The organism is Alicyclobacillus vulcanalis (assembly GCF_900156755.1).
In the GTDB taxonomy this organism is placed as follows: domain Bacteria; phylum Bacillota; class Bacilli; order Alicyclobacillales; family Alicyclobacillaceae; genus Alicyclobacillus; species Alicyclobacillus vulcanalis.
This window is the reverse complement of record NZ_FTOO01000002.1, coordinates 56,832-79,541: the sequence shown is the minus strand read 5'-3', so window position 1 is coordinate 79,541 and position 22,710 is coordinate 56,832. Positions and strand designations below refer to the sequence as shown.

The 22,710-nt window shown below is 61.3% G+C and carries 29 protein-coding genes; 26 read left to right on the top strand and 3 right to left on the bottom strand.

Annotated elements, in window-relative coordinates:
* The first annotated feature begins 33 nt into the window (after nt 1-33).
* The 12 genes from rpmA (at nt 34) to zapE (ending at nt 8,303) form a co-directional block, all read left to right on the top strand.
* On the top strand, nt 34-339 hold the full coding sequence (gene rpmA, locus BW934_RS02775; RefSeq protein ID WP_076345374.1) for a 50S ribosomal protein L27: 306 nt from the start codon (nt 34-36) through the stop codon (nt 337-339).
* A 73-nt stretch (nt 340-412) separates the two neighbouring features.
* On the top strand, nt 413-868 hold the full coding sequence (locus tag BW934_RS02770; protein WP_076344899.1) for a Spo0B domain-containing protein: 456 nt from the start codon (nt 413-415) through the stop codon (nt 866-868).
* 4 nt (nt 869-872) lie between these two features.
* Nucleotides 873-2,153: a GTPase ObgE gene (obgE, locus tag BW934_RS02765; RefSeq protein ID WP_076344897.1), complete on the top strand. Its 1,281-nt coding sequence runs from the start codon at nt 873-875 to the stop codon at nt 2,151-2,153.
* Nucleotides 2,154-2,326: 173 nt separating this feature from the next.
* Complete coding sequence (locus BW934_RS02760) at nt 2,327-2,683, top strand: M67 family metallopeptidase (protein WP_234969505.1); 357 nt, start codon at nt 2,327-2,329, stop codon at nt 2,681-2,683.
* Nucleotides 2,684-2,843: 160 nt separating this feature from the next.
* Nucleotides 2,844-3,803 carry a GspE/PulE family protein gene (locus BW934_RS02755; RefSeq protein ID WP_076344895.1) on the top strand — a complete coding sequence of 320 codons (960 nt, stop codon included), beginning with the start codon at nt 2,844-2,846 and terminating at the stop codon, nt 3,801-3,803.
* 16 nt (nt 3,804-3,819) lie between these two features.
* Nucleotides 3,820-4,833, top strand: coding sequence for a type II secretion system F family protein (locus tag BW934_RS02750; protein WP_076344893.1), 1,014 nt, complete (start codon nt 3,820-3,822; stop codon nt 4,831-4,833).
* Nucleotides 4,834-4,853: 20 nt separating this feature from the next.
* Nucleotides 4,854-5,210, top strand: a complete 357-nt coding sequence (locus tag BW934_RS02745; protein WP_234969503.1) for a competence type IV pilus major pilin ComGC — start codon at nt 4,854-4,856, stop codon at nt 5,208-5,210.
* A 1-nt stretch (nt 5,211) separates the two neighbouring features.
* Complete coding sequence (locus tag BW934_RS02740) at nt 5,212-5,688, top strand: type II secretion system protein (protein WP_234969501.1); 477 nt, start codon at nt 5,212-5,214, stop codon at nt 5,686-5,688.
* Entirely contained in the window at nt 5,676-6,023 is a 348-nt protein-coding gene (locus BW934_RS02735; protein WP_076344889.1) for a hypothetical protein, read from the top strand. The genes BW934_RS02740 and BW934_RS02735 overlap by 13 nt, the downstream gene beginning before the upstream one ends.
* Before the next feature lie 49 nt (nt 6,024-6,072).
* On the top strand, nt 6,073-6,432 hold the full coding sequence (locus tag BW934_RS02730) for a hypothetical protein (protein WP_143232509.1): 360 nt from the start codon (nt 6,073-6,075) through the stop codon (nt 6,430-6,432).
* A gap of 381 nt (nt 6,433-6,813) precedes the next feature.
* Nucleotides 6,814-7,368 carry a shikimate kinase gene (locus BW934_RS02720; protein ID WP_234969500.1) on the top strand — a complete coding sequence of 185 codons (555 nt, stop codon included), beginning with the start codon at nt 6,814-6,816 and terminating at the stop codon, nt 7,366-7,368.
* A gap of 14 nt (nt 7,369-7,382) precedes the next feature.
* Nucleotides 7,383-8,303, top strand: a complete 921-nt coding sequence (gene zapE / locus BW934_RS02715; protein ID WP_076344881.1) for an AFG1/ZapE family ATPase — start codon at nt 7,383-7,385, stop codon at nt 8,301-8,303.
* Nucleotides 8,304-8,318: 15 nt separating this feature from the next.
* Here zapE and BW934_RS02710 read toward each other — a convergent pair whose 3' ends face one another.
* Together BW934_RS02710 and BW934_RS02705 are read right to left on the bottom strand one after the other, a co-directional pair.
* Complete coding sequence (locus BW934_RS02710) at nt 8,319-9,221, bottom strand: YqhG family protein (protein ID WP_084182470.1); 903 nt, start codon at nt 9,219-9,221, stop codon at nt 8,319-8,321.
* Complete coding sequence (locus BW934_RS02705; RefSeq protein WP_076344879.1) at nt 9,221-10,933, bottom strand: DEAD/DEAH box helicase; 1,713 nt, start codon at nt 10,931-10,933, stop codon at nt 9,221-9,223. Before BW934_RS02705 ends, BW934_RS02710 begins: the two co-directional genes overlap by 1 nt.
* A gap of 174 nt (nt 10,934-11,107) precedes the next feature.
* Here BW934_RS02705 and gcvT point away from each other — a divergent pair, with 174 nt between their 5' ends.
* The 3 genes from gcvT to gcvPB are packed head-to-tail and all read left to right on the top strand — an operon-like array spanning nt 11,108 to nt 15,032.
* Entirely contained in the window at nt 11,108-12,214 is a 1,107-nt protein-coding gene (gcvT, locus tag BW934_RS02700; RefSeq protein WP_076344877.1) for a glycine cleavage system aminomethyltransferase GcvT, read from the top strand.
* Between the two features lie 2 nt (nt 12,215-12,216).
* Nucleotides 12,217-13,572, top strand: coding sequence for an aminomethyl-transferring glycine dehydrogenase subunit GcvPA (gene gcvPA / locus BW934_RS02695; protein WP_076344875.1), 1,356 nt, complete (start codon nt 12,217-12,219; stop codon nt 13,570-13,572).
* Nucleotides 13,569-15,032, top strand: a complete 1,464-nt coding sequence (gene gcvPB / locus BW934_RS02690; protein ID WP_076344873.1) for an aminomethyl-transferring glycine dehydrogenase subunit GcvPB — start codon at nt 13,569-13,571, stop codon at nt 15,030-15,032. Before gcvPA ends, gcvPB begins: the two co-directional genes overlap by 4 nt.
* On the opposite strand, the gene BW934_RS02685 is transcribed toward gcvPB, so the two are convergent.
* A complete protein-coding gene (locus tag BW934_RS02685; RefSeq protein WP_076344871.1) occupies nt 15,017-15,595 on the bottom strand; it encodes a histidine phosphatase family protein in 579 nt (192 codons plus the stop codon). The genes gcvPB and BW934_RS02685 overlap by 16 nt on opposite strands.
* Before the next feature lie 100 nt (nt 15,596-15,695).
* On the opposite strand from BW934_RS02685, the gene aroQ reads away from it, so the two are divergent.
* The 11 genes from aroQ to accB all read left to right on the top strand — a co-directional run bounded on the left by aroQ (nt 15,696) and on the right by accB (nt 22,667).
* The gene (gene aroQ, locus BW934_RS02680; protein WP_076344869.1) at nt 15,696-16,136 is read left to right on the top strand and encodes a type II 3-dehydroquinate dehydratase; all 441 of its coding nucleotides are present in this window, start codon (nt 15,696-15,698) and stop codon (nt 16,134-16,136) included.
* A gap of 26 nt (nt 16,137-16,162) precedes the next feature.
* Nucleotides 16,163-16,720 (top strand): elongation factor P, encoded by a 558-nt coding sequence (efp, locus tag BW934_RS02675; protein ID WP_076344867.1) that lies wholly within the window; start codon nt 16,163-16,165, stop codon nt 16,718-16,720.
* Nucleotides 16,721-17,002: 282 nt separating this feature from the next.
* On the top strand, nt 17,003-18,007 hold the full coding sequence (gene spoIIIAA, locus BW934_RS02670; RefSeq protein ID WP_076344865.1) for a stage III sporulation protein AA: 1,005 nt from the start codon (nt 17,003-17,005) through the stop codon (nt 18,005-18,007).
* Entirely contained in the window at nt 18,004-18,516 is a 513-nt protein-coding gene (locus tag BW934_RS02665) for a stage III sporulation protein AB (RefSeq protein WP_076344863.1), read from the top strand. Before spoIIIAA ends, BW934_RS02665 begins: the two co-directional genes overlap by 4 nt.
* A gap of 45 nt (nt 18,517-18,561) precedes the next feature.
* A complete protein-coding gene (gene spoIIIAC / locus BW934_RS02660) occupies nt 18,562-18,765 on the top strand; it encodes a stage III sporulation protein AC (RefSeq protein WP_012811095.1) in 204 nt (67 codons plus the stop codon).
* 9 nt (nt 18,766-18,774) lie between these two features.
* A complete protein-coding gene (spoIIIAD, locus tag BW934_RS02655) occupies nt 18,775-19,161 on the top strand; it encodes a stage III sporulation protein AD (protein WP_076344861.1) in 387 nt (128 codons plus the stop codon).
* Nucleotides 19,162-19,174: 13 nt separating this feature from the next.
* Nucleotides 19,175-20,407, top strand: a complete 1,233-nt coding sequence (gene spoIIIAE / locus BW934_RS02650; protein ID WP_076344859.1) for a stage III sporulation protein AE — start codon at nt 19,175-19,177, stop codon at nt 20,405-20,407.
* Nucleotides 20,404-20,940 carry a stage III sporulation protein AF gene (locus tag BW934_RS02645; protein WP_076344857.1) on the top strand — a complete coding sequence of 179 codons (537 nt, stop codon included), beginning with the start codon at nt 20,404-20,406 and terminating at the stop codon, nt 20,938-20,940. The genes spoIIIAE and BW934_RS02645 overlap by 4 nt, the downstream gene beginning before the upstream one ends.
* A complete protein-coding gene (locus tag BW934_RS02640; RefSeq protein WP_076344855.1) occupies nt 20,937-21,401 on the top strand; it encodes a hypothetical protein in 465 nt (154 codons plus the stop codon). The genes BW934_RS02645 and BW934_RS02640 overlap by 4 nt, the downstream gene beginning before the upstream one ends.
* 24 nt (nt 21,402-21,425) lie before the next feature.
* Nucleotides 21,426-21,986: a SpoIIIAH-like family protein gene (locus BW934_RS02635; RefSeq protein ID WP_076344853.1), complete on the top strand. Its 561-nt coding sequence runs from the start codon at nt 21,426-21,428 to the stop codon at nt 21,984-21,986.
* 207 nt (nt 21,987-22,193) lie between these two features.
* The gene (gene accB, locus BW934_RS02630) at nt 22,194-22,667 is read left to right on the top strand and encodes an acetyl-CoA carboxylase biotin carboxyl carrier protein (protein WP_076344851.1); all 474 of its coding nucleotides are present in this window, start codon (nt 22,194-22,196) and stop codon (nt 22,665-22,667) included.
* Nucleotides 22,668-22,710 lie beyond the last annotated feature (43 nt).

Here is a 22,710-nt window from a genome sequence, read left to right as displayed (position 1 = left end):
TGCGCTCTACAAGGACGAGAAGGGATGATCACGATGTTGCGACTTGATTTGCAGCGATTTGCGCATAAAAAGGGTGCTTCTTCGACGCGGAACGGCCGCGACAGCATTTCGAAGCGCCTCGGCGTCAAGGAGCCGGATGGAAAGGTTGTGCACGCGGGGAGCATTCTCGTTCGGCAACGAGGCACGAAGATTCACCCCGGGCGCAACGTGGGTATCGGCAAGGACGACACGCTGTTCGCCAAGGTGACGGGCCAAGTTCGCTTCGAGCGTTTCGGGAAAGGCAAGAAGCGCGTGAGCGTATATCCAGTTGCGAACGAGGCGGAAGTCGTCGCGAAGTAATCGATGTGTCCGCGAGGCAGTCTGTGCGCAGCAGCGTGCCAGATTGCCTTTTTTGTGTTGAGGAGGGTGGCTCGTGTCCGATGCCAGCCAGCGACAGACGAGCCTCGAGGCGTTTCGCCGCCATCGGCACGACGTCCTGAATCAGCTGCAAATCATTCGGGCACTTGTACAGATGGATCGGCCGGATCGTGCTCTGGCCGCAATCGACCGGCTCGCCGAATGGTTGCAGTCTCTGGGACAGGCGCAGCAAGCGGTCCCTTCTGGCGCCGAATCGATGGTATGGACGCTCGCGTGTTGTCCTCACGTGATGGTCGACCTTCGCGTGGAGACCATGCCTGGGGAAGGCATTGCGTCCCAGTGGTGTTCCTTCCTGCAGGAATTGGAGGGGCAGCTTGCCGTCGCCGGCAAGCGGGTCCGCCTCAAGGTCACCATCACCGCACACGGCGTCTTGGTGGACGCGCCGGACGACCCGTTCGACGCGGACGTCTGGCAATTGCGGTATCCACAGATTCAATTTGTGAGGGGGTGATGACATGTTCGTGGATCACGCGGTCATTTACGTGAAGGGCGGCAATGGTGGCAATGGGATTGTGTCCTGGCGTCGCGAGAAGTACGTGCCGCGCGGAGGCCCGGCCGGAGGAGACGGCGGCCGCGGCGGAGATGTCGTGCTGGTGGTGGACGAGGGCCTGCGCACGCTCGTGGACTTTCGGTATCAGCGCCACTTTAAGGCGAAGTCCGGCGAGCCCGGGGGACCAGCCAATCGCCACGGTGCCAACGGCGAAGATTTGGTCGTCAAAGTGCCGCCCGGCACCGTCGTGCGCGATCGCGACACGGGCGAATGGTTAGGCGATCTCGTGCACCCAGGGGATCGGCTGGTTGTGGCGCGCGGCGGCCGCGGCGGACGTGGGAACGCCCACTTCGCGAATTCGGTGCGCAAAGCGCCTGAGATCGCGGAAAAGGGCGAGCCAGGCGAAGAACGAACCATCGAGCTGGAGCTCCGCGTGCTGGCGGACGTGGGCCTCGTGGGGTATCCGTCTGTCGGCAAGTCCACGCTCCTCCGCGCGATGACGAGAGCGGAGCCTAAAATCGGCGCGTATCCCTTCACGACGCTCCATCCCGAGTTGGGCGTCGTCGAACTTTCCGAGGGCCGGTCGTTTGTCATGGCGGACTTACCCGGCCTTATCGAGGGTGCGCACGAGGGGCGGGGCCTAGGCCATCAGTTCCTGCGTCACGTGGAGCGGACGCGGGTGTTGGTTCACGTGATCGATATGGCGGCCGTGGACGGGCGCGATCCCGTCGAAGACTATCGCGTCATCGAAGAGGAACTCGCCCGATACCGCGCGGAGCTCGCGGACCGTCCGCGGATTGTGGCGGCCAACAAAATGGACTTGCCCGACGCCGAGGAACATCTGGCCCGGTTTCGCGCAGCGTATCCCCATCTCGAGGTGTACCCGATTTCGGGTGTCACTCACCAAGGGCTTCAGCCGCTCGCCGAACGGCTGTATCAACTGGTGGACATGACGCCTGAACCGGCCTCCCGCGAGGCGGAAGTGGCGGACGCCACGGCTCGAAAAGTTTATCGGCTGGCGGAGGAAGAACCTATCAAGATTTATCGCGAGGATGGGATATTCGTCGTCGAGCACCCGGAGATCGAAAAGCTCGTTCAAATGACGAACTTCGATCAATACGATGCCGTCAAACGATTTCAACGCATCATGAAATCGCGTGGTGTGGACGACGCGCTTCGCGCGCATGGCGCGCAAGACGGCGACGTCATCCGCATCGGCGATATGGTCTTTGACTTTGTGGATTGACGCGAGGGCCGTGCCGGCGAGCGGCTGAAGGAGTGGCTCAGCCGGCATGGACCTGCAACCCTTGCGGGCGTCATGCCACGGGTTTCCCAGGAAACGCTGAGGGGCCACAGATGGGCCCATCGTGTGCAAGGGAGGGACCTCCTCTGTGGATTGAAGTCCCGGAGACGCTGCCCGTGAACCTGCGGCCTGCGCTCGAATTGCACGCGAGGCAGTCACTTCCTTTGGAGTGTGCAGGTCTCGTTGTTCTCCGCCGAGGCCAGGCTTACGCGATGGCGCTGCCGGCCGTGGCTACCCGTCAGAGCTTCGCGCTCGATGCTGTGCTCTGGCTTGAAATTCTACGCGATCTCGAAAAGGAACCTATGGAGATTTGGGCGACCTACCACAGCCACCCTGGTGGTGACCGCTGTCCGAGCCGCTCGGACGACATGCTCCGTTGGGTTGCAAGGCGGCTGCTGTTACTCGTTCCCGCAGGCAAGCAGGTCGAGATTGTGCAGTACGAGTGGTGTTTTTCCCCTGTGAACCACCTGTGACTCCCCCTCATCCACGGCCACCCTATGCGCGGCGATTTGGCATGTCTCGCGCGCCTTCGCCGCGCGCAATTCACAAAATCATTTGATTTTTAACTTCCAGAAAAAAGGAAAGCTGTGCTCGCTTCGCGAATGATGTGGGCGAAGGGAGCGTGAGGGTCGCATGGACAAAATGACGACCGCACAGATCGTAGATGGCATTCTCACGGCGGGCATTCGGGCGCGCGCGAGCGACATCCATCTGTATCTCGCCCAGGGCTTCTTGCACGTGTCCTTTCGCGTCGCGGGAGCGATGGTGCCATTTCTGACGGGACTTTCGCTGGGAGAAGAAACCGTTCGTCGCCTGAAAGCCATGGCCAGGATGGACGTCACCGTGAGGCACACGCCGCAAGAAGGCAGTTTTCAATGGATAGCGGATGACCACTTGACCCACTTTCGCGCATCCTGTGTTCCCGTCTTCGGCGGTGAGTCTCTGGTGCTCCGGCTGTTTCACGACGGTTTGGCTCCTCGCTCTCTCGAAGACCTCGGCTTGTCAAGCGCCCTTTTGTCTCGCATTCAGGATTGGCTACGGCAGGATGGAGGCCTCATCGCGCTTGCGGGTCGCACAGGTGCAGGCAAGACGACTGCCGCCTATGCGATGTTGGCGCACGTCCTTCGCCACGGGCGGTCTGTCCTTACGCTCGAAGAACCCGTTGAAGTCCGCGTGCCCGGTTGTCGCCAAATTGAAATTCAAGACAAGCATGGCCTGACGTTCGATGCCGCGCTACGCGCCATGGTTCGGCAGGATCCCGACGTCATCTTCGTCGGAGAGGTTCGCGATGAAATGTCGGCAACGGCAGCATGTCGCGCCGCGATGTCCGGGCGGCTCGTGCTTGCCACCGTGCATGCTCGCCGCCCCATGGGCGTAATCGCTCGCTTTTTGGACCTCGGAGTTTCCAGTTCCGTGTTGGAAGAGGTTTTGACCGGAGTCGTCTTTGTAGAAGCGGGGGCAGCGGGGGGCGACCGCAGTTATCGCGCAGTCGGGGCAGAGAGACTCTTTCACGGGCAGGCCGGCTCCCAGGCGACGCCCGGGCGCGCGTTGAAAGACGCCAAGGCGGGGCAGAGCTTTGCGTCGGCGCGCTAGAAGTCGATGGCCCGGGATGCTTGCGGGCGAATGGATCCGCCTGCTTCACCGAGAGCGCGACATGGCCCTCTGGTTGATGCAGTTTTCGCGCATGCTGCGGGCGGGTGTGGACGTCCGTTTGGCCGCGTCCGCCCTTGGAGCGAGCTCTGGCAGAATCGGCTCGGTTCTGTCAGCCGCCGTGGAGCGACAGGTGGAGCGCGGCGAGCCGCTCTCCGACGCCTTTTCGATGGACCTCCGAGACGCGGACTGGCGCAGTCTGCTAGCTGCTGAACACGCAGGGACGTTTGCGGAGAGTCTCGAGCGCGTGGCAGCGGGTATGTTGGAACGCGTTCGCTGGCGCCAGACGATGTTCAAGCAGTTGGGTTATCCCTGCATGTTGTTATGCGGCACGTATGGGCTGTTCGGCTTTATGGTCGTCGCCGTCTTGCCCACGTTGCAAAGGCTGAGCGCGCTCTTGCCTGGTCCAGCCGCCCATCGTCGGTTTGATCCCGCCCTGATGTCCGGCGCATGTCTCGCGCTCTTGTCCAGCGCGCTTATCTTCATCGCCATGGGCTACATCGTGAAGCGCCGTTGGCCTGAGGCTCCCATCCCCGTCCCGTTTCAGATGCTACTGCTTAAGATTCGAACAGAGCGCGTGGCAGACCAACTTGCTTCTCAACTCGAGGCCGGCATTGGCGCTTGGGAAGCCGTCGCGTGGATGGCCAACAAGGGCCGAGGCTTCGACCGACACCTGCAGGACGTTCACGAGAGGCTGCGACAAGGGTTCTCACTCCATGAAGCTTTCGCATCCGCAAAACACGTGCTCGATCCGCTCTTTTTGACGCTGCTCGAGGTGGGAGAAGCGACGGGTGAGGTCGCGGACCGCCTGCGCGAAGGCCAAAAGTTGATGCAGTTTGACATCGTTCATCGCCTAGAGACCATCGCGCAGTTCGCCGAGCCGGTGGCCGTGACCGCCGTGGGGCTGGTGGTAGGTGTCATGGTTTACAGCATCATGGTCCCCATGTACCAAGCCATCGCTCAGTTGTCCTAACCCATGGGAGGTGTATCCAGGTGCAGCCCGTTGAGGTGAAACGCGATGCTCGCACGACAGGGTTCAGCTTGATCGAGATTATGATTGCCGTGGTGATCATCGGGATTCTCATTGTGATGATCACCCCACAGCTGTTGCGTGCGTCAGGTCGGGCCCAGAACACAGCTTGCGCCGGTAATGTTCGGACCATTTCGGCCGCGCTCGCAGAATACCAGCTCATTCATGGACAGCTTCCCACAGGCAACTCCGCCCAGCAGATTCAGACGCTCGTATCGGACGGGCTGCTCTCCAATGATGCGCTCTCCGGGAACTATGTGATTCAAGATGCGGACGCCAACAACATCGCCGTGACTTGTCTATCGCCGGGAGGCATGTGAGGTGCCGAGCGCTGCATCGTCCCATGACATCCACCAGAAGGGTGGGGAAGGGTTCACCCTGCTCGAGGTCATGATCGTGATGGCGCTTGCTACGACGTGCTTCCTAGGAATAGCCGGCGCCATGGTATCGATCGAACGAGCCATGGCGCTTCGCGCCACCGCCTCGACCCTTGTCGCACAACTGCGCGCGATGCAAAATCTCGCGGCGACGAGTGACACCTATGCAGAAGTGTGGTTGGACCCATACGATACCGGCTATCGACTCATTCAAGGCACCCAAACACTCGCGTCTCAGCAGTTTGCGGCCGGTATTCACTACGTCGACGGTTATCTGCAGTTGCCCGTGCACGTGATTTCGTATGACAACCTCGGCAACGCCCAGGCCGCAGGTGTGATTCGATTGACGGACGGACATCACGAAGACGATATTCGCCTGTACATGGGCGCCGGTTGGCAAACGGGGGGATGGGAAGGGTGACGTTGTGGGAAAACGTGTTTGCAGTGCTCGTCTTGGTGGTGATTGTCCCGGCGATTTGGATGTCGCAATCCCACGCGTATCTCGTGCTCCAGAAGACGGCGGTCATGCAACAAATCGAGGCCGTGGAGACGCGACTGATGGAGGATGTCACGCATGGCAGTTCCATTCCTCAGGCGGTACAGGAAGAGAATCAGGCGTATCAAATTCTGGTTGCGCAGGCGCCGGATGTGGGATCCACGGCCTGTGTGGACCAAAAGATCACTGTGGTCCTCCAGGGCCGCGCGGTCCGCACCTTGGTTCTTCCCTCATGCACCCGAAGCATTTTCTCTCCTTGAAACACTCTTGTCGATCTCCATCGGGGCCTTGGTGCTTTTCACCTGGAGCATGACGATCATCGGCGTCTTGAAAGGAGCGGGACGCCTGAGTCAAGTCGAGCTGGACTGGGCGGTGTTCGACAGCGTACGCCGCACCTTGGCGGAGGACGTCCATGCCGCGTTGCGCGCAAGCGGAACGGCGGGCAGCCTGGTGTTGCAAGAGTGCAATGGGACCATCTACACGTATTACGTCAATGCGAATCACCAGCTCGTCCGGGTCCAGGCAGGTGGCGGCACGAGCGTCATCGCGACCGACGTGCGCGCATGGATGGTGTCCGTGCGCTCAGCCCCGATCGGATGGCTTCTCACGGTCATCTGTCAAACCATGGACGGTCGAAAGTTGTCCTGGGACGTTGGGAATGCGGGGTGAAATCATGAGGTCTGAAGCCCGCCGGAGGGTTCATGACGATGGGTTCGTCTTGTGGTACGTCCTGGCGTGCACGTCAGGTCTTGCGCTTCTGGCCGGAGCAACGATGGCAGCCGGCGCCCTTGCACTCCGCTCCGAGGTGCGGAACTTGAGCTTTCTGCAGTGCAAAGCCATCGGTTTGGCACTCGCACGATCCGCGGAAGCGGCGCTGGCGCAAGGTACGGCGTTGCCAGCCTCCGCGCAGAGAAACGTGGCGGGCCATCCCGTGGTCGTGACGAGCTCGGTGTCTGGAGGACAGGTCCACGTATCGATTCGAGTGACAGAGGGGGCCGTCTCAGATACAATGTCCTTTGTGTACGATACGATCTCGCATGGCGTGGTATCATGGCAAGACAATGGCCCGCGGTCATCAATGGAGTGATGGACACGTTGCGTGTGGCGTTAATAGGCTTTATGGGGTGCGGCAAGTCGACCGTGGGTCCCGTGTTGGCGCGCCGCCTCGGATACGCTTTTGTTGATCTCGATTCGGACATTCAGACCGTTTCGGGGAGGACCATCCAGGAGATTTTTAAGGAGGATGGAGAGTCCGCGTTTCGCGCCCTTGAGTCAGAACGGTTGTCACAATACGCCTGTGCTTCGGATATCGTGGTCGCGCCTGGGGGAGGCGTCGTGATCGCCGAGGCCAATCGCTCAATTCTGCGGCGGCAGTTTCATGTGGTCTACCTCCGAGCCAAGGCGTCCACACTCGCGGACCGCCTTCGATCCGAAGCGGAGCATCGACCGTTGTTGGCCGGGTATCCGCTCGAGGAGCGGATCGCGCGCTTAATGAGTGAACGCAGCGCGCTTTACGACGAAGTCGCGTCGCAGATCGTCGATGTCGATGGCAAATCGCCGCATGCCATTGCGGAAGAGATTGCGGGTGGGCTGGAACCGGCCTGAAGGGGCGAAGCCACGTGCAGCATATCCAACGAATGCTTCCACGCACCAACGCGTCAGATGACAACTACGATGCCTCGTATTTTCTTCGCGAGGTTCCGGAGCTCCGAGAGGCATCCGTCTCTGAGGAGACCATTCTGCGCCATCGAGCTCTGCTGTATGAATACCTGCGCCAAAAGGGGATTTGCGAGCGTTGCACGGGGTATGCGCACTGTGGGAAGACGGGCGATATGCGAGGCTTTGAACAGGTTTTAGAGGTGAATGCTCGCGGCCTTTCGACCCGTGTGCGCCGCTGTGCGCCGTTTCAGGAGTACGTGGTGAAAGAGCGGGTGCAGCGATACGCAAAGCTCGCCGGCGTCACGGAGTTAGGTGACGAATTCCGCTTCGAGAATTTCCCGCACGAACAAGCTCGCAAATATCCCAAGGTACTGCAATACGCGCGCGACTTTGCCCTCATGTGGAGTCCCCAACAAGGACCGAGAGCGGGGCTGTACCTGTTCGGGCCTCCGGGCGTGGGGAAGACACATCTGATGTTTGCCGTGTTTCGGGAGCTGCAGCGGCGCGGGATACCGTCCCTCGTCGTTCGGTCTGACTCCTTGTTCGACCACATGCGGCATGTGCTCGCCGCCGGGGACGACTTGGAACCGTTCCTGGAAACGTTATCTACCGTCCCCGTGCTCGGGATCGACGAGTTCGCTCAGGAGCGCGCGAACGAATTTAGCATGGAAAAGCTGTTTCGAGTGATCAATTATCGCTTTCACCAGAAGTTGTCGACGTGGTTTACGAGCAATTTTAGCCCGCCGGAGGCTTATCGTCGCGGTGCCGACGATTTGTTGGACACCGTGGCGCCGTTGCGCTCTCGTGTGATGAGCATGTCCATTCTTGTGAAGATGGACGGCCCAGATGCCCGCCAGCGTCATCTGCGGACGCTCGTTTGACGCGGGCAGGAGAAGTTACAGCTTCGTGGCGCGGCCTTGGCGGATACACAGGCCGATGAGAGCGACCTGATGAATGCGGCATTCGACGCGTGGTGCGCTCTTTTCGAGCAGGGCGGCGTGCTTTCGGTCGCGCTCTTCGAGAATCGCGCTGCGCTCATCTTCAGACGCGCGGGCGAGCAAGCTGTCGTAGTAGGCCGTGAGTTGTGCCAAGTCACCGCGCAACCGGGTCATCGCCTCTTCTGCCCACTGCGGGTCCTGTGCGTCCGCGTGCTCGGTCAGCGCGCGCTGCAGGGTGCGCCACGCATCCTGAAAGGTGTGGCGGCTGTGGCGCAGAATTTCGGACGCGGGGGCGCCCACCAGGTCTCGGTGCTTGATTCGCTCGTAGAAGCGATCGACGATTTGAAGGTTGTCCAAACAGACGGCGTATGAGAACCATTCTTCGCGATTCATATCGGCGGTGTAGGCAAATACGCCGTTCACCATCAACCAGGGCACGATCTCGGCACCTGGTTGGCCCTCGCGGACGGATGCCGTTCGACCTCGCCTGGCCGCGCTCATCAAAATTCTGTCAAACAAGTGGGCGCCGAAGTCGATGCGTTCCACGCGCTTTTTGGGTGACCAAGGAAAGGCCGAGCTCGGTGAGTCCTGATTCAGGCGAGCCTCTTCCCGCGCTTGTGCGTCGGCATCAAACGCGAGTCGCAGAACCGTCGGTTCCACCGGTTGATGTGTGGCTTCCACCCACATCCAATAAAATGGGCGCTCGATGAGCTCTTTGTCCACGTCGACCGGGAGCTCGTATTCTCTGTACATCGGCCGTGCGACGAGGGTTCGTGCTCCAACGGAGGTGAAGTAGCGGTCGCAAAACACGAGCCGCTCTTCCTCCGTACGCAACGGGCCACGCGTTTGTGCCTCCGACATCATCGTGTACCCCCTTTCCGAGCGACGAGGTCGTCGAGCTGAATGGACCTGAGGTGGTTCACGAATTCCTCGTCGTCGCGGCTCGTCATCGCGGCCTCAAAGATCAGCTTCTCCCACCGGTCAAATCGGACGTCGGCTACAATCTCGTCGACTCGGCCGATGACGGCCTCGAACATGCGAATCTTATCCTGCAGGACCCGCATGATGTGCTCTTCGATGGTGTTCTGCGTAACGAGGTGCACGATGTGGCACGGCTGCGTCTGGCCCAGCCGGTGGATGCGCCCGATGCGCTGTTCCAGCCGCATCGGATTCCACGGCAGATCGTAGTTAATCATGTAATTGCAAAACTGAAGATTAATACCTTCTCCGCCGGATTCGGTCGCCACCAGCACTCGGATTTTTTTCGAGAAGAGCTCGCGCATCCAATCTTTCTTTCCGCGCCGAAAGCCTCCTCGAAACGGCACTGCGCTGATGCCGTGTTTCTTCAGCGTGTACATCAAGAAATCTTGCGAAGCGCGGTACTCGGTGAAAATAATCACCTTGTCTGGCGCATTTTCCAACATACGCAAGACGGTCTCGACCTTCGCGTACCTCCCGATCGCGGCACCTTGGTCGATCAACGCCGAAAGGCGCCGGGCGCGGTCGGGATCGCGGGTCTTTTTCATCATCTTTTCCAGGGACAAGAGCGCCGCGTACGCCGAACTGCAGATTTCTCGCTGAAGTGTGATCAGCGGTAGGATGGACGTGTGGGCGAGACGAGAGCGCTCAAATTCGCTGCGTAGAAACGCTTGCACGGCTTCGTAGAAGGCTCTCTCGTCGGGCGTTAGCTCCACCGGAAGCGTCTGCACGTGGCGCTTCGGAAGCTCGAGCGCCCCATCCTCCCTGCGGTTTCGGATCATGACGCGGCTCACCGTCTGCCGGAGCCCTGCGGGATCTTTCGGCTTTCTGGGGCTTGCGACGAATCGCTCTGAAAACTCGGCCGAGTTCCCAAGTTCGCCAGGCTTGAGTAAGGTGACCAACGTATGCAGTTCCTTAAGCTGATTCTGGATCGGGGTGGCTGTGAGGAACAGCATATACTTGTGCTGCAGTTGATTTAAGAATTGAAAATTTTTTGTGTTCGGGTTTTTCAGCTTGTGGGCTTCATCGACGATGATGAGATCCCACCACTGTTCTCGGATTCGGTCGGCGTGCGGTGGCCTTTTGGCCGTGTCTAGAGAGGAGACGATGACGCCCTCCGTTGTCCAGGTCCATTCGTCCCGCTGCGGCGTCGCGCTGATCCGAAATTTTTGGGTCAACTCGCGGGTCCACTGCGACACGAGCGATGCGGGGACCAGCACAAGGGCTTTCTGGACCAGTCCGCGAACCAGGTATTCCTTGAGCACGAGTCCGGCTTCAATCGTTTTTCCAAGCCCCACCTCATCGGCTAGAATGGCGCGCCCACGCAGATCGCGCACGACGCGAAGAGCGGTTTCCACTTGATGAGGGAGCGGGGTGAACTGCACGTGCTCGAGCGCCAGCAGTTGATCAAAGGCAGGCGCCATCCACGCTTGCCGCGCAATGGCGGCCAGGCGAAAGAGTTCCCAGTCCGCATCTCGGGAGCCACGCCCGGTGTGGAGCAGCGCTTCAAATTCGGTTTCCACGTCCAGTCCGCCAAAAGAAAACGACCAGGGACGATGTTGTGCGCTCAGGGTGACATTGGCGACTTCCCTCACATCCAGCCCTCCCCGTCGTGTCGTTGCAGTCCGTTAGTATGCGATCCGGCTTAGGACCACATGCACGACGAGGCTCGAAAGCGCGGGCCGCTGCCCCCCAGTGGACAGAAGCGAATCGGCCATGTAGTATGTGACAGGTGATATCGATTCTTGCGCCCAAGGACGGTGGCGACATTGGTAAGACGAACGCCGCTTTACGATCTCCACCTTCGCTACGGGGCCCGAATGGTGGACTTCCATGGTTGGGAAATGCCCGTGCAGTACACGAGCATTTTGCACGAACACCGGGCTGTGCGCACGGATGTCGGAATGTTTGATGTGTCTCACATGGGCGAAATTGAAGTCTCTGGACCCGACAGCTTGGGGTGGCTTCAAGGTCTGTTGACGAACGATTTGTCCCGGCTGAAGCCAGGGCGCGCCCTGTATACGCTCATGACCGCGGAGGACGGCGGGACCCTGGACGACCTTCTCGTGTATCAATGGGACGAGACGCGGTTTTGGCTCGTCGTGAATGCGGCCAACCGCGATGCAGATTCCCATTGGCTGCGGGAACACGTGAAGGGCGCTCAGGTGCGACTCGTGGATCGATCGGACGATGTCGCGCTGATCGCGGTACAGGGGCCGCGTGCGGTCGAGCGGTTGGAGCAATTGGGTCTGTCGCTCGCGTCTTTGCGTCCCTTCTCGTTTACGAGCGCTCGTTTTCAAAACGGTGAGGTCATGGCTTCGCGAACGGGTTATACGGGCGAAGACGGCTTTGAACTGTATACGGATGCCGCGACGGCCAACGCACTGTTCGAAGCCTTGTATGAGCTCGGCGTCACGCCTTGTGGGCTGGGCGCCCGTGACACACTACGTCTTGAGGCCTGTCTCCCGCTTTATGGCCAAGAGTTGCGTCGGGACGTGACCCCGCTCGAAGCATCACTGGCGCCTTTTGTCAAATTCGAAAAGGGAGATTTTGTGGGCCGCGCCGCGCTTGAACGCCAGGCAGCGCAAGGACCGGCCCGGCGCCTTGTCGGCATGGAAATGGCGGATCGCGCCATTCCGCGGACAGGCTATGGGGTGTATGTGAAAGAACGTAAGGTGGGCGAGATCACATCGGGAACCATGTCGCCCACGCTCGAGCGGCCCATTGGACTTGCGCTCATCGAAGCATGGGCGGCAGAGGGTGCGGAGGAGCTCGCGGTGGACATCCGTGGCAAATTGCATCCCGCTCGTCTGGTCGCCACGCCCTTTTATCGGCGCCCGAAGGCCGCGCCGCGGGCCATCAAAGAGGAGGGATGACCATGTCGCGTTTTGGCTATCTTCCCCACACGAATGAAGATCGGGACGTGATGTTGCGTGAGCTAGGCGTGGCGAGCGTGGAGGAGCTGTTTCGCGACATCCCCTCGTCCGTTCGCCTGACGACGGAGCTTGCGCTGCCAAGGCCGATGTCGGAACTCGAGCTCAACAAACACATGGAGCAACTCGCGGGACGCAATCGCCATCTCGGTCAATGGGTGTCCTTTTTAGGAGCAGGGGCATACGAGCACTATCAGCCGAGCGTCGTCGACGCCATCCTGTCTCGGTCGGAATTTTACTCGTCCTACACACCTTATCAGCCGGAAATGAGCCAGGGGCTTTTGCAGGCCATTTTCGAATATCAGACCATGGTGGCAGAGCTCACGGGAACGGATATCGCCAACGCGAGCATGTACGATGGCGTGACGGCTTTGGCGGAAGCCGCGCTTGTCGCTTGCCAACACACGCGGCGGGACAAGGTCGTGGTAGCCTCCACCCTCCATCCGGATGCACGCAAAGTGCTGCGCACCTATGCAAACGGGCAGTCGATTCAACTCGAGATGGTTCCGCACCGCAGCGGGGTCCTCGATGTGCAAGCCCTTGAACGTTTGGTCGACGCCGATACGGCGTGCGTCTGCGTCCAGTACCCAAACTTCTTCGGTGCCATTGAAGACGTGCGAGCCATCGCCGAGATCGCCCATCGCCACGGCGCGCTTCTCGTCGTGCAGGCGTATCCCATCGCACTCGGCCTGCTCGAGGCACCGGGGAAGATGGGGGCAGACATCGTCGTGGCGGAGGGCCAACCGCTTGGCATCAGCCCGTCCTACGGTGGCCCGTACCTCGGCGTGATGGCGGTGAAGGAGTTTCTCATGCGCCGCATTCCGGGGCGCCTGGTCGGAGAGACGACGGACGCGCAGGGCCGGCGCGGCTTTGTGCTGACGCTTCAGGCGCGCGAACAGCACATTCGCCGCGAGAAGGCGACTTCGAACATCTGCACGAACCAGTCGCTGTGTGCCATTGCGGCGACCGTATTCCTCGCGTACATGGGCAAAGAAGGGCTTCAGGAGATGGCGCGGCAAAATTATCACAAAGCGCACTACTTCCGCCAAAAGCTGCTCGAGGTGCCTGGGATCGAGCCGCTTTTCGAGGGGCCGTTTTTTAACGAATTCACCGTCCGCCTCTCGCGCCCGGTTCTCGAAGTCGAGCGATCCATGATGGAGCGAGGATATCTGTTTGGATACGCCCTCACCGGCAGCGAGGGCGTATCGGGTGAGGGCGTCGTCTTGGCCGTCACGGAAGTCCGAACACGCGCCGAGATGGACGGAGCCGTCGACGCACTCGAGGAGGTGCTTGCGCGATGACCATCCAACGGGAAGGGTTAGAGCCCCTCATTTTCGAACTCAGCCGCCCAGGCCGAAGGGCGTATGAGCTGCCCGAGTTGGACGTGCCGGAAGCGGACATGACCGACATTGAGCCGTACCTCCGCGAGACGCCGGCTCGACTCCCCGAGGTCAGCGAGGTCGATGTCGTAAGGCATTATACGGCGCTCTCCCAGAAGAATCATGGCGTGGACAGCGGTTTTTACCCGCTCGGGTCTTGCACGATGAAGTACAACCCGAAGCGGAATGAGCGCTACAGCCGATTGGACGGGTTTGCCCGCCTTCATCCGTGGATGCCCGAGGAATGCGTGCAAGGAGCGCTCGCGCTCATGCACGAACTTGCCGGGTACCTTGCCGCCATCACCGGGATGGACGCGGTCAGCCTGCAGCCGGCCGCCGGAGCTCACGGCGAATGGACGGGGCTCATGATGATACGCAAGTATCACGTCGATCGCGGCGAAGCGTCGCGCGTCGAGGTCATCGTGCCGGACTCTGCGCACGGCACAAATCCTGCGAGCGTCAGCATGGCGGGCCTGCGCGTCGTCACGATTCCGTCCCGCCCGGACGGGCGCGTCGACCTTGAGGCGCTGCGCCAGGCGGTCAGCGATCGCACGGCCGCCCTCATGTTGACCAACCCGAACACGCTTGGGCTCTTCGAGCGCGATATTGTCGAGATCGCCCGTATCGTGCATGAAGCGGGTGGTCTGTTGTACTACGATGGTGCGAACATGAATGCCATCATGGGTTATGCGCGCCCGGGGGACATGGGTTTCGACGTGGTTCACCTCAACCTGCACAAGACGTTTTCCACGCCACATGGAGGCGGCGGGCCGGGCGCGGGACCCGTGGGCGTGAAGGCGTTCTTGGAGCCGTACCTGCCTGCGCCGGTGCTTGAGAAACAAGGGGATCGGTACGTGTGGAACGCCAACCGGCCCCAGTCCATCGGGAAGGTCAAGGGCTTTTTCGGCAACTTCGGCGTGTTGGTCCGGGCCTATGCCTACATCCGGACGCTCGGCGCCGAGGGCCTGAAGCAGGTTTCGGAGTCGGCGGTCCTCAATGCCAATTATGTTTTGCATCAGCTGAAGCCCTATTTTGAGGCGCCGTACGAGGGTCCGTGCAAGCACGAGTTTGTTATCTCAGGCAAGCGCCAAAAGGAGCTCGGCGTGCGTACGCTGGACATGGCCAAGCGGCTCATCGACTTTGGCGTGCATCCGCCAACCATCTACTTCCCGTTGATCGTGGAAGAGGGCATGATGATTGAACCGACGGAGTCCGAGAGCAAGGAAACTCTGGATCGCTTCGTCGAGATCATGCGGGAAATTGCGCGCGAAGCTGAGGAAGAGCCTGAGGTGGTGCGCTCGGCTCCGCACCGAACGATTGTGGGGCGATTGGATGAGGTCAAGGCCGCGCGGCAGCCTCGGCTGCGTCACCCGTTGGACTGACGCAGCGCTTTGCTGCCGGCGAGATGGGGCGTCTCGTTGACCCCGAGCGCGTGAAAGGTGTCGCCCACCACGGAGATCCGGGTCACGCTCGTGTTATCGATGGATGTGTACGGAACGCCCATCCAGCGAAGCAGCGTGCGGACCACGCCTCCGTGTGTGGCGATGACCACGCGGCCCTGCGGGTGGTGTTTGGCGATGTCCTTCAGGCACTTCACGATGCGCTCGGTTGCCTTCTCTGGAGGCTCGCGATCCGGCGCGCCGTTCGGGAATCGGCGCAGACTCTCAGACCGAAGCAGCCCTTCGGCCTGTCCGAAGTAGTGTTCGCGTAGGCACGGCCGCACCGTGATAGGGGCCTGTGTGGCTCGGCTTACGCGGCGCGCTGTTTCTAGGGCCCGCTCGAGGTCGCTTGAGTAAATGTGGTCAACGTGTACGGACTTCAACCAGTCGGCCAGCCGGTCGGCCTGTTGTCTGCCGACTTCGTTCAGCGGCACGTCGGTCCAGCCCTGCACGCGCCCCTCCACGTTCCAGTCGGTTTCTCCATGTCGAACGAGCCAAATTTCCATGCGATGGCCTCCTTCACGACCAGTATAGCAAGGCTTTGCGCGGCTGTGTTACAATGGGAGCGGTTTTTGGCTGGAACGGTTGGGACAAGGGGGGCTCGCAGTGGCGGATCGCTACATTCTGCTCGTGCACGGGCCTAACTTGAATCGGTTAGGTGTGCGGAAGCCGGAGGTGTACGGGCAGCGCACGCTGGCGGACGTGGTGGAGTTGGTCCGAAGCACGGCCCTTCCTTTCGGCTTTGACGTGATCGATCGACAGTCGAACCACGAAGGCGAGCTGATCGACTTCTTGCAGCAGTACGGGCCGGGCGCCCACGGCATCATCATCAACCCGGGGGCGTTTGGACACTACAGTTACGCGCTGCGCGATTGTCTGGAGGACATCGATCGGCCCACGGTCGAGGTGCATATTTCCAACGTGCATCGCCGCGAGCCGTTTCGGCACCAACTGGTCCTGAGTGACGTCGTCACGGGCCAGATTGTGGGGCTTGGCCTCGAAGGCTATCGGTTGGCGACGCTCGCTCTCTGCCAGCCGAAGCCGTGAGATGACAAAGTTGGAGGGCTTAGCGCATGATTTCAAGCAACGACTTTCGCAATGGGACCACGATTGAATACGACGGCTCGGTCTGGCGCGTGATCGAGTTTATGCACGTGAAACCAGGCAAGGGTTCCGCGTTCGTCCGCACGAAGCTGAAGAATGTCAAGACGGGGGCCATCCGCGAGATGACGTTCCGCGCGGGCGAAAAGGTGCCCCGGGCGCACATCGAAACGCGCGAGATGCAATATCTGTACAACGACGGCGAAAACTACACGTTCATGGACACGGAGACGTACGAGCAGATCAATATTCCGCGTGCGCAGCTCGAGTACGAGTTGAACTTCCTCAAGGAGAACATGAACTGCTTCATCATTCAGTACCAGGGCGAGATCATCGGCATCGATCTCCCGAACACGGTGGAGCTCGAGGTGACCGAGACCGAGCCTGGCATTCGCGGCGACACGGCCACCGGGGGAAGCAAGTCGGCCACGGTGGAGACAGGCTACACGCTCCAGGTTCCGTTCTTTATCAATGTGGGCGACAAGATCGTGATCGACACGCGTTCGGGTGAGTACGTGTCGCGCGCATAAAAAGGCGCGCCGAAAAGGCCCGTGCGGCAGGTGGGATGCGCCTCCCGCACGGGCCTTTTCACGCTTTTTTTCGTATCAGGCTGAAGACGAGCACCATCAGCAACAAAAAGATGACGAGGAATACCACAATCCACCGCACTAAGAGAGACAGTTCCACCCTCGACCCTCCTCGCTCCTCCCTTCATTCAATGCGGCTCCCCCTCCCGGGGTTCCAACGGATCGCCACTTCGCATACCCGCACACGCCCGTCCATATACATGGACTAGGCAGGGGGTGACGAGTGTGTCGCTGGCGCATTCGAATCAAGCCGATTCCGTCCTTGAGCACGTCCTTGCCATCTTGCCGCGTGAAGTGGCGCGGGCGCTTGAGGCGCTTTCGCGGGGCCTGCTCGAGGAACTCGAGGAAATTCGCCTGCGCGCCGGGCAGCCGCTCGAACTCGGTCTGCGTCAGCGGAGCGCCTTTTTGGCAGAAAGCGGCGAACTGACGTCTTCTGCGAGCCACGCGCGGCGCATCTCGGCCGGAGAATTGGCGCAGGTGCTTCAGCGTCTGACGCAATTTTCCCGCTATGCCGTGGAAGAGGAGATGCGCCACGGGTATGTCACCCTGCCGGGCGGTCATCGCGTCGGGATCGCGGGCCGCGCCGTGGTCGAAGCCGGGCGCGTCCGGGCCTTTCGACACGTGACCTCGCTCAACGTTCGCATTTCGCGGGATCACCCGAGTGCCGCGAAGGCTCTGCTGCCCTTTTTGTACGATCACGCCTCCCGCCGCCCGCTGTCGGCGCTCGTGGTGTCGCCGCCGCAATGCGGCAAGACGACGCTTGTGCGCGACGTCGCTCGTCGGTTCAGTCATGGCGATCACGCCCCTGGATACCAAGGTCTGAAGGTCGCGGTGATCGACGAGCGGTCGGAAATTGCGGGGAGTGTCGACGGCGTTCCGCAGTTTGACCTTGGCCCTCGCGCGGATGTGCTCGACGGCTGTCCGAAAGCCGAGGGCATGATGATGGCCATCCGCAGCCTTTCGCCGCACGTGGTGGTCACGGACGAGATCGGGCGTGCGGAGGACGCGGTGGCTGTGCTCGAGGCGACGCTCGCTGGTGTGGCTGTGGTCGCGACGGCGCACGCCGCGTCGCTCGACGCGTGGCGCAGGCGGCCGGGGATGGAGCCGCTCTTCTCGGCGCGCGCCTTCGATCGGTACATCGTGCTCAGCCGGCGGCGCGGCCCGGGGACGGTGGAGGCGGTTCTCGACGCGGACGGGCGGCCGCTCGCCCGAGGGAGCGCCGAGGGATGAAATGGGCGGGGGCGGCCATCGTCTTGTTTGCCTGCACGCTCATTGGCTTGCGCGTGGCGCGCGGTTACCGCGAGCGTCCTCTTGCCCTGCGGAGGCTGTTGCAGGCGGTGCTCGAGCTGCAGAGCGAGATCGAATATCATGCGACGCCCATCCCGCAGGCCCTGAACGAGGTCGGCACGCGGATGGGAGGCTTTTGTGGCACATGGCTCGTGGACTTGGCCCAACAGCTCAGCCGCCTCGGCGATTGGCCCGAGCAGGCGCAGGCACTCGTGTCGCTCAGCAAGGCGACGGATGGAACGCTCTCGGACCAGGACGCGGAGCCGATTCTGCGCCTGTTGCGCTCCATTGCCGTGGCCGATCGCGACCACCTGCAGCAGCCGTTTCTCGCGGCGCGCGCAGACCTGGAGGCGGCGATTGAGGCGGCGCAGGATGAAGCCGCGAAAAGCGCGCGGCTGTGGCAGTACCTTGGCGCGCTGTCTGGTGTTTTGATTGTCCTTCTGCTCCTGTAGGCGGGCAGGCGCCCGGCGATGGTGCGCGAAAAGAGGGGATGCGTGATGTCTCCCGAAATCCGGGATTTGTTTCGAATTTTCGCCGTGGGCTTCATCGCGGCCATTTTTCACACGGTGCTGAAGCAAAGTGGCAAAGAGGACTTCGCGCACTGGGCTACGCTGGCGGGGCTTGTGGCCGTGTTTGTCATTGTCATCGGATATGTGGACCACCTGTACCACGAAATCACGAGCGTCTTTCTCCTTCAGTAGGTGAGCTCCGTGCACATCATCCAGATGATCGGCATCGGCCTGACCGCCACCGTTCTCGCGACGCTCCTTCGCCAGCAGATGCCTTCCTTTGCGACGCTGGTCAGCCTGTTCGCGGGTATTGTCATCCTGCTTCTCGTCGTCCGGTCGATGGCGAGCGCCATCGGCACCGTGCAACAGCTGACCGCAGCGGCAAAGGTCAACCAGATGTTTCTTCAAACGCTCATCCGCATCCTCGGGATCGCGTACGTGGTGGAATTTGCGGCGGACGTCGCACGCGATGCCGGCGAGACCGCGCTCGGCGGGCGGATCGAGCTCGCTGGAAAGATAGGGATTGTCCTGTTGGCGCTCCCCATCTTTAAGGACGTGCTTGACGTGATCGTCCAGATGATTCCGTGAAGGGGCGAGGCCTGTGAGGAACTGGTGGCGCTTTCTCACCGCGCTCGTGACTTCACTGGCGGGCGCCGTCATCTTCCCTGCCTGGGCGCACGGCGATTCGGTTGGCGACGCCGCCGGCGGCGCCGCGGGCTCGGCGGAAGCCTCGGCCCAGCAAATTCTTGAACATACGGCACAGGCGGAGCTCGATCACGTCGACACGCAGTCCATCGACGCGTACTGGCATCAGATTGAGGCCCAGTATGGGGGATTTCTCCCGCACCCAAACGGCACATCGCTCATCCAGTCGCTGCTGCAGCACGGAGGGCCTTCCCTGCACGGCGTGGTGTCCGGCTTGTTGCACTACTTCTTTCAGGAGGTGGTGGACGATCTCGGCCTGTTTGGCGGCCTTCTCATCCTCTCCGTGGCTGCGGCCCTTCTGCGCATGATGCAGGCGTCGTTCGCGGAGGAATCGGTGGGCGAAGTCGCGCAGATGGTCGTGTCCTTTCTGCTCGCTGCGCTCGTGACGCGATCGCTCGTGGAAACGTTCGGGTCGGCTCGCCAGGCCATCGAGTCGATGAATCACTTCATGCTCGCGACGATGCCGGTATCGATTGCGCTGCTCGCTGGCTCTGGGTCGTTTGCTTCAGCGGCGTTTTTCCAGCCGACGCTCCTCTTTTGCGTGAATCTGGTCTCCAACCTGGTGTTTCTCGTCGTGTTTCCGCTCATCTTTTTGGCCGCGGTCCTGGAACTTGCATCGTCCATGGCGCCGAGGTACCCGTTGACAAGGCTCGCGTCGCTCGCTCGCACGGCAAGCCTCTCGATCCTGAGCTTTGCCCTGGTCGTGTTCGTGGGCGTCACCGCCGTGCAGGGGACGGGTCGGGGCATCGCGGACGGATTGGCGCTTCGGACCATGAAATTTGGCGTCGGCACGTTTGTACCGGTGGTGGGCAAAGCCGTTTCGGACGCCGCCGAGACCGTACTGGGGGCGTCCTTGCTGGTGAAGAACGCCGTGGGCTTGGCAGGACTCGTCGTGATCGCGCTCATCGCGGCGTTTCCGGCCATGAAAATCCTCGCCGTGTCCGCGATGTACTCGGCGGGCGCCGCGGTGATGCAGCCCATCGCCCAGACGCCTGTCATTTCCTGTCTGGGGGCGCTCGCGAAGACCATGGTCATCGTGTTTGCTGCGGTGGCGACGGTGGCCCTCATGTTCTTCTTCGCCATCTGCATTCTGCTCGCGGCGGCGAATTTGGCGGTGATCACGGCGTGAGTGCCTTCGGCGATTGGCTGCGGCAGGTGGTGGGCATCGCGCTCATCGGCGGAATTGCCGAGATGATGCTACCTTCGGGCGGATTGGTGCGCTACGTGCGCATGGTGGTGGGGGTGGCGCTGATGGCAGCGCTGTTGAGTCCCGTCGTGCCCGCTCTGCGCGGGGCATGGGCGGACATCGCGGCCAGCCGGGCATCCAATCTCCTGTTCAGCAACGCGTCTCAGGCCGCGGGTGCCCAGGTGGAAAACCGTGCGGCGCAGCAATACGCAGAGGCTCTTCATGAGGCAGAGGCTCAGGATGCCGCCACGTATCTCGCGGAGTGGGCCGAGGCCGCGCTACCCGAGCCGCTTCGTTCGGAGGTGGTCAAGGTGACCGTAGAACACCCGACAAGTGCCGATCAGATGACCGTCACCGTCTTGGTTCGCCCGCCTGGAGCGCTGGACGCCGGCGAGATTCGCCAGACGGTCGCGTCCGCGCTCGGCATCCCGGCGGCGCAGGTCGAGGTTCGGGACGAGGGAGAGGCGGGGCGATGAACTGGGATTTGCTTCGCAAACAGCGCGGACTCGTCGCACTCGGAGCGCTGGGCGTCGTGTTGTTGGCTTTCGGATGGCTGTGGCCCGGCGCGCGATCACAGCCGGTCAGCGGGAGCGGCATCGCAAGTGCAAACAGTTCGGGGGCCGGATGGCTTTGGAACGCGACGAGCACGGGTTCCGCGCCGCAGGGCGTGGCCTCCACGGCATCCTACTACGAAGGGGAACTGCAGACGATGCTGGAGAAGCTCCCCGGCGTGAACGCGGTGTCGGTTCTGGTGACGCTGGCGCAAAATGGCCAGCTGGCGAGCGGGGGCTCGGGCGGCGTCGGGGTGATCGGCGTGTTGGTCACGGTGGACGCCGACGATTTTGTTCAAGCGAAAACAGAAATCGTGGACGCAATTACGAATGTGTTGGACGTGCCCGCATATAAGATTACTGTCGAACCTCAAAAGGGTGAATAGACGGAGATTAGGAGGATGCATGCGATGGTGAAACGGCAGACGGTGTGGTTGTCCACGATGATGGTGCTGAGCCTGATGCTGATTGGCTACTACACGATGAACAATCAGACGAGCACCACGTCCACGAACCCGTCGAATTCCACGACGCCGACGGTGACGACGAGTCCGACGAACCAAACGCAGCTTTCGAATCAGTCTCAGGAGACCACGGGGTCCAACGTGTCGAGCGCCGACAACTGGTACAATGCGCTCCAGGCGTCCGTGAATAACGAGATCAGCCAGCGCATCAGCAACGACCAGGCGATTATCGCCAACAACAACGCGTCTCAAGCGCAGATTGCCGAGGCGCAGAAGCAGTTGGGCGAGGAAGAGGCGCTCTACAACAGCTTGCAGCAGGCCACGCAGGCCGTGATCGCGGAAGGGTACAAAAACGCGGTGATTGCGCCCGATAAGAATCAAACGACCTTCACGGTCTATGTCGAAACCAACCACTTGTCGAAGGCAGACGCGGTCAAAATCATGAACATCGTCAGCCAGCAGCTCGACACCTCGATTTTCAACATCTCCGTCAAGCCTCACGCTTGAGCGCTGGTCTCGGCAGGGGCCGTCCCGAACGCGTGCGCGGGACGGGCCCTGTTTTTCATGGGGGCGGCAAACGGCGAGGTCCTGGCATCGAGAGAGGCGAAGGCTTCTACGTTCTTCCATTCCCTAGAACGGTAGGCGTCCCTGTGGTATACTCGTGAGGACCTTGTCAGATGGATTTGGAGATCCGGATCGGGGAGAGACGATGGGTTGCTAACGATGGAAGAAATTCGAGAATTGATTCGTTTGCTCGACGAGAGCACACTGACCGAGCTTGAGCTCGAGTTTGAGGATGGGAAGGTGCGACTGGCGAAGCGCGTGGAGGTGGTCGCCTACGCCGCGCCGCAAACGGCGCCAACCGTTGCACAGCCGGCACCGCTCCCGGCGCATGCTCCGCAGGGTGGCGCGGCGGGCGGTTCCCAAGCGGCGGTCGAGGATGCGGGGCTTCACGTCATCACGTCGCCGATGGTGGGCACGTTCTACCGAGCTCCGGCACCCGACGCCCCGCCGTTCGTCGACGTCGGTTCCCAAGTCGGGCCTAAGACGGTCGTGTGCATCATCGAGGCCATGAAACTGATGAACGAGATCGAGGCCGAGGTGTCGGGCGAGATCGTCGAGGTGTTGGCGGAAAACGGTCAGTTGGTGGAATACGGTCAGCCGTTGTTCAAAGTGCGCCGCGCATAGCAGCGGCGCGGCGGTGTGAAATCGAAAACGGACGGGTGAAGGA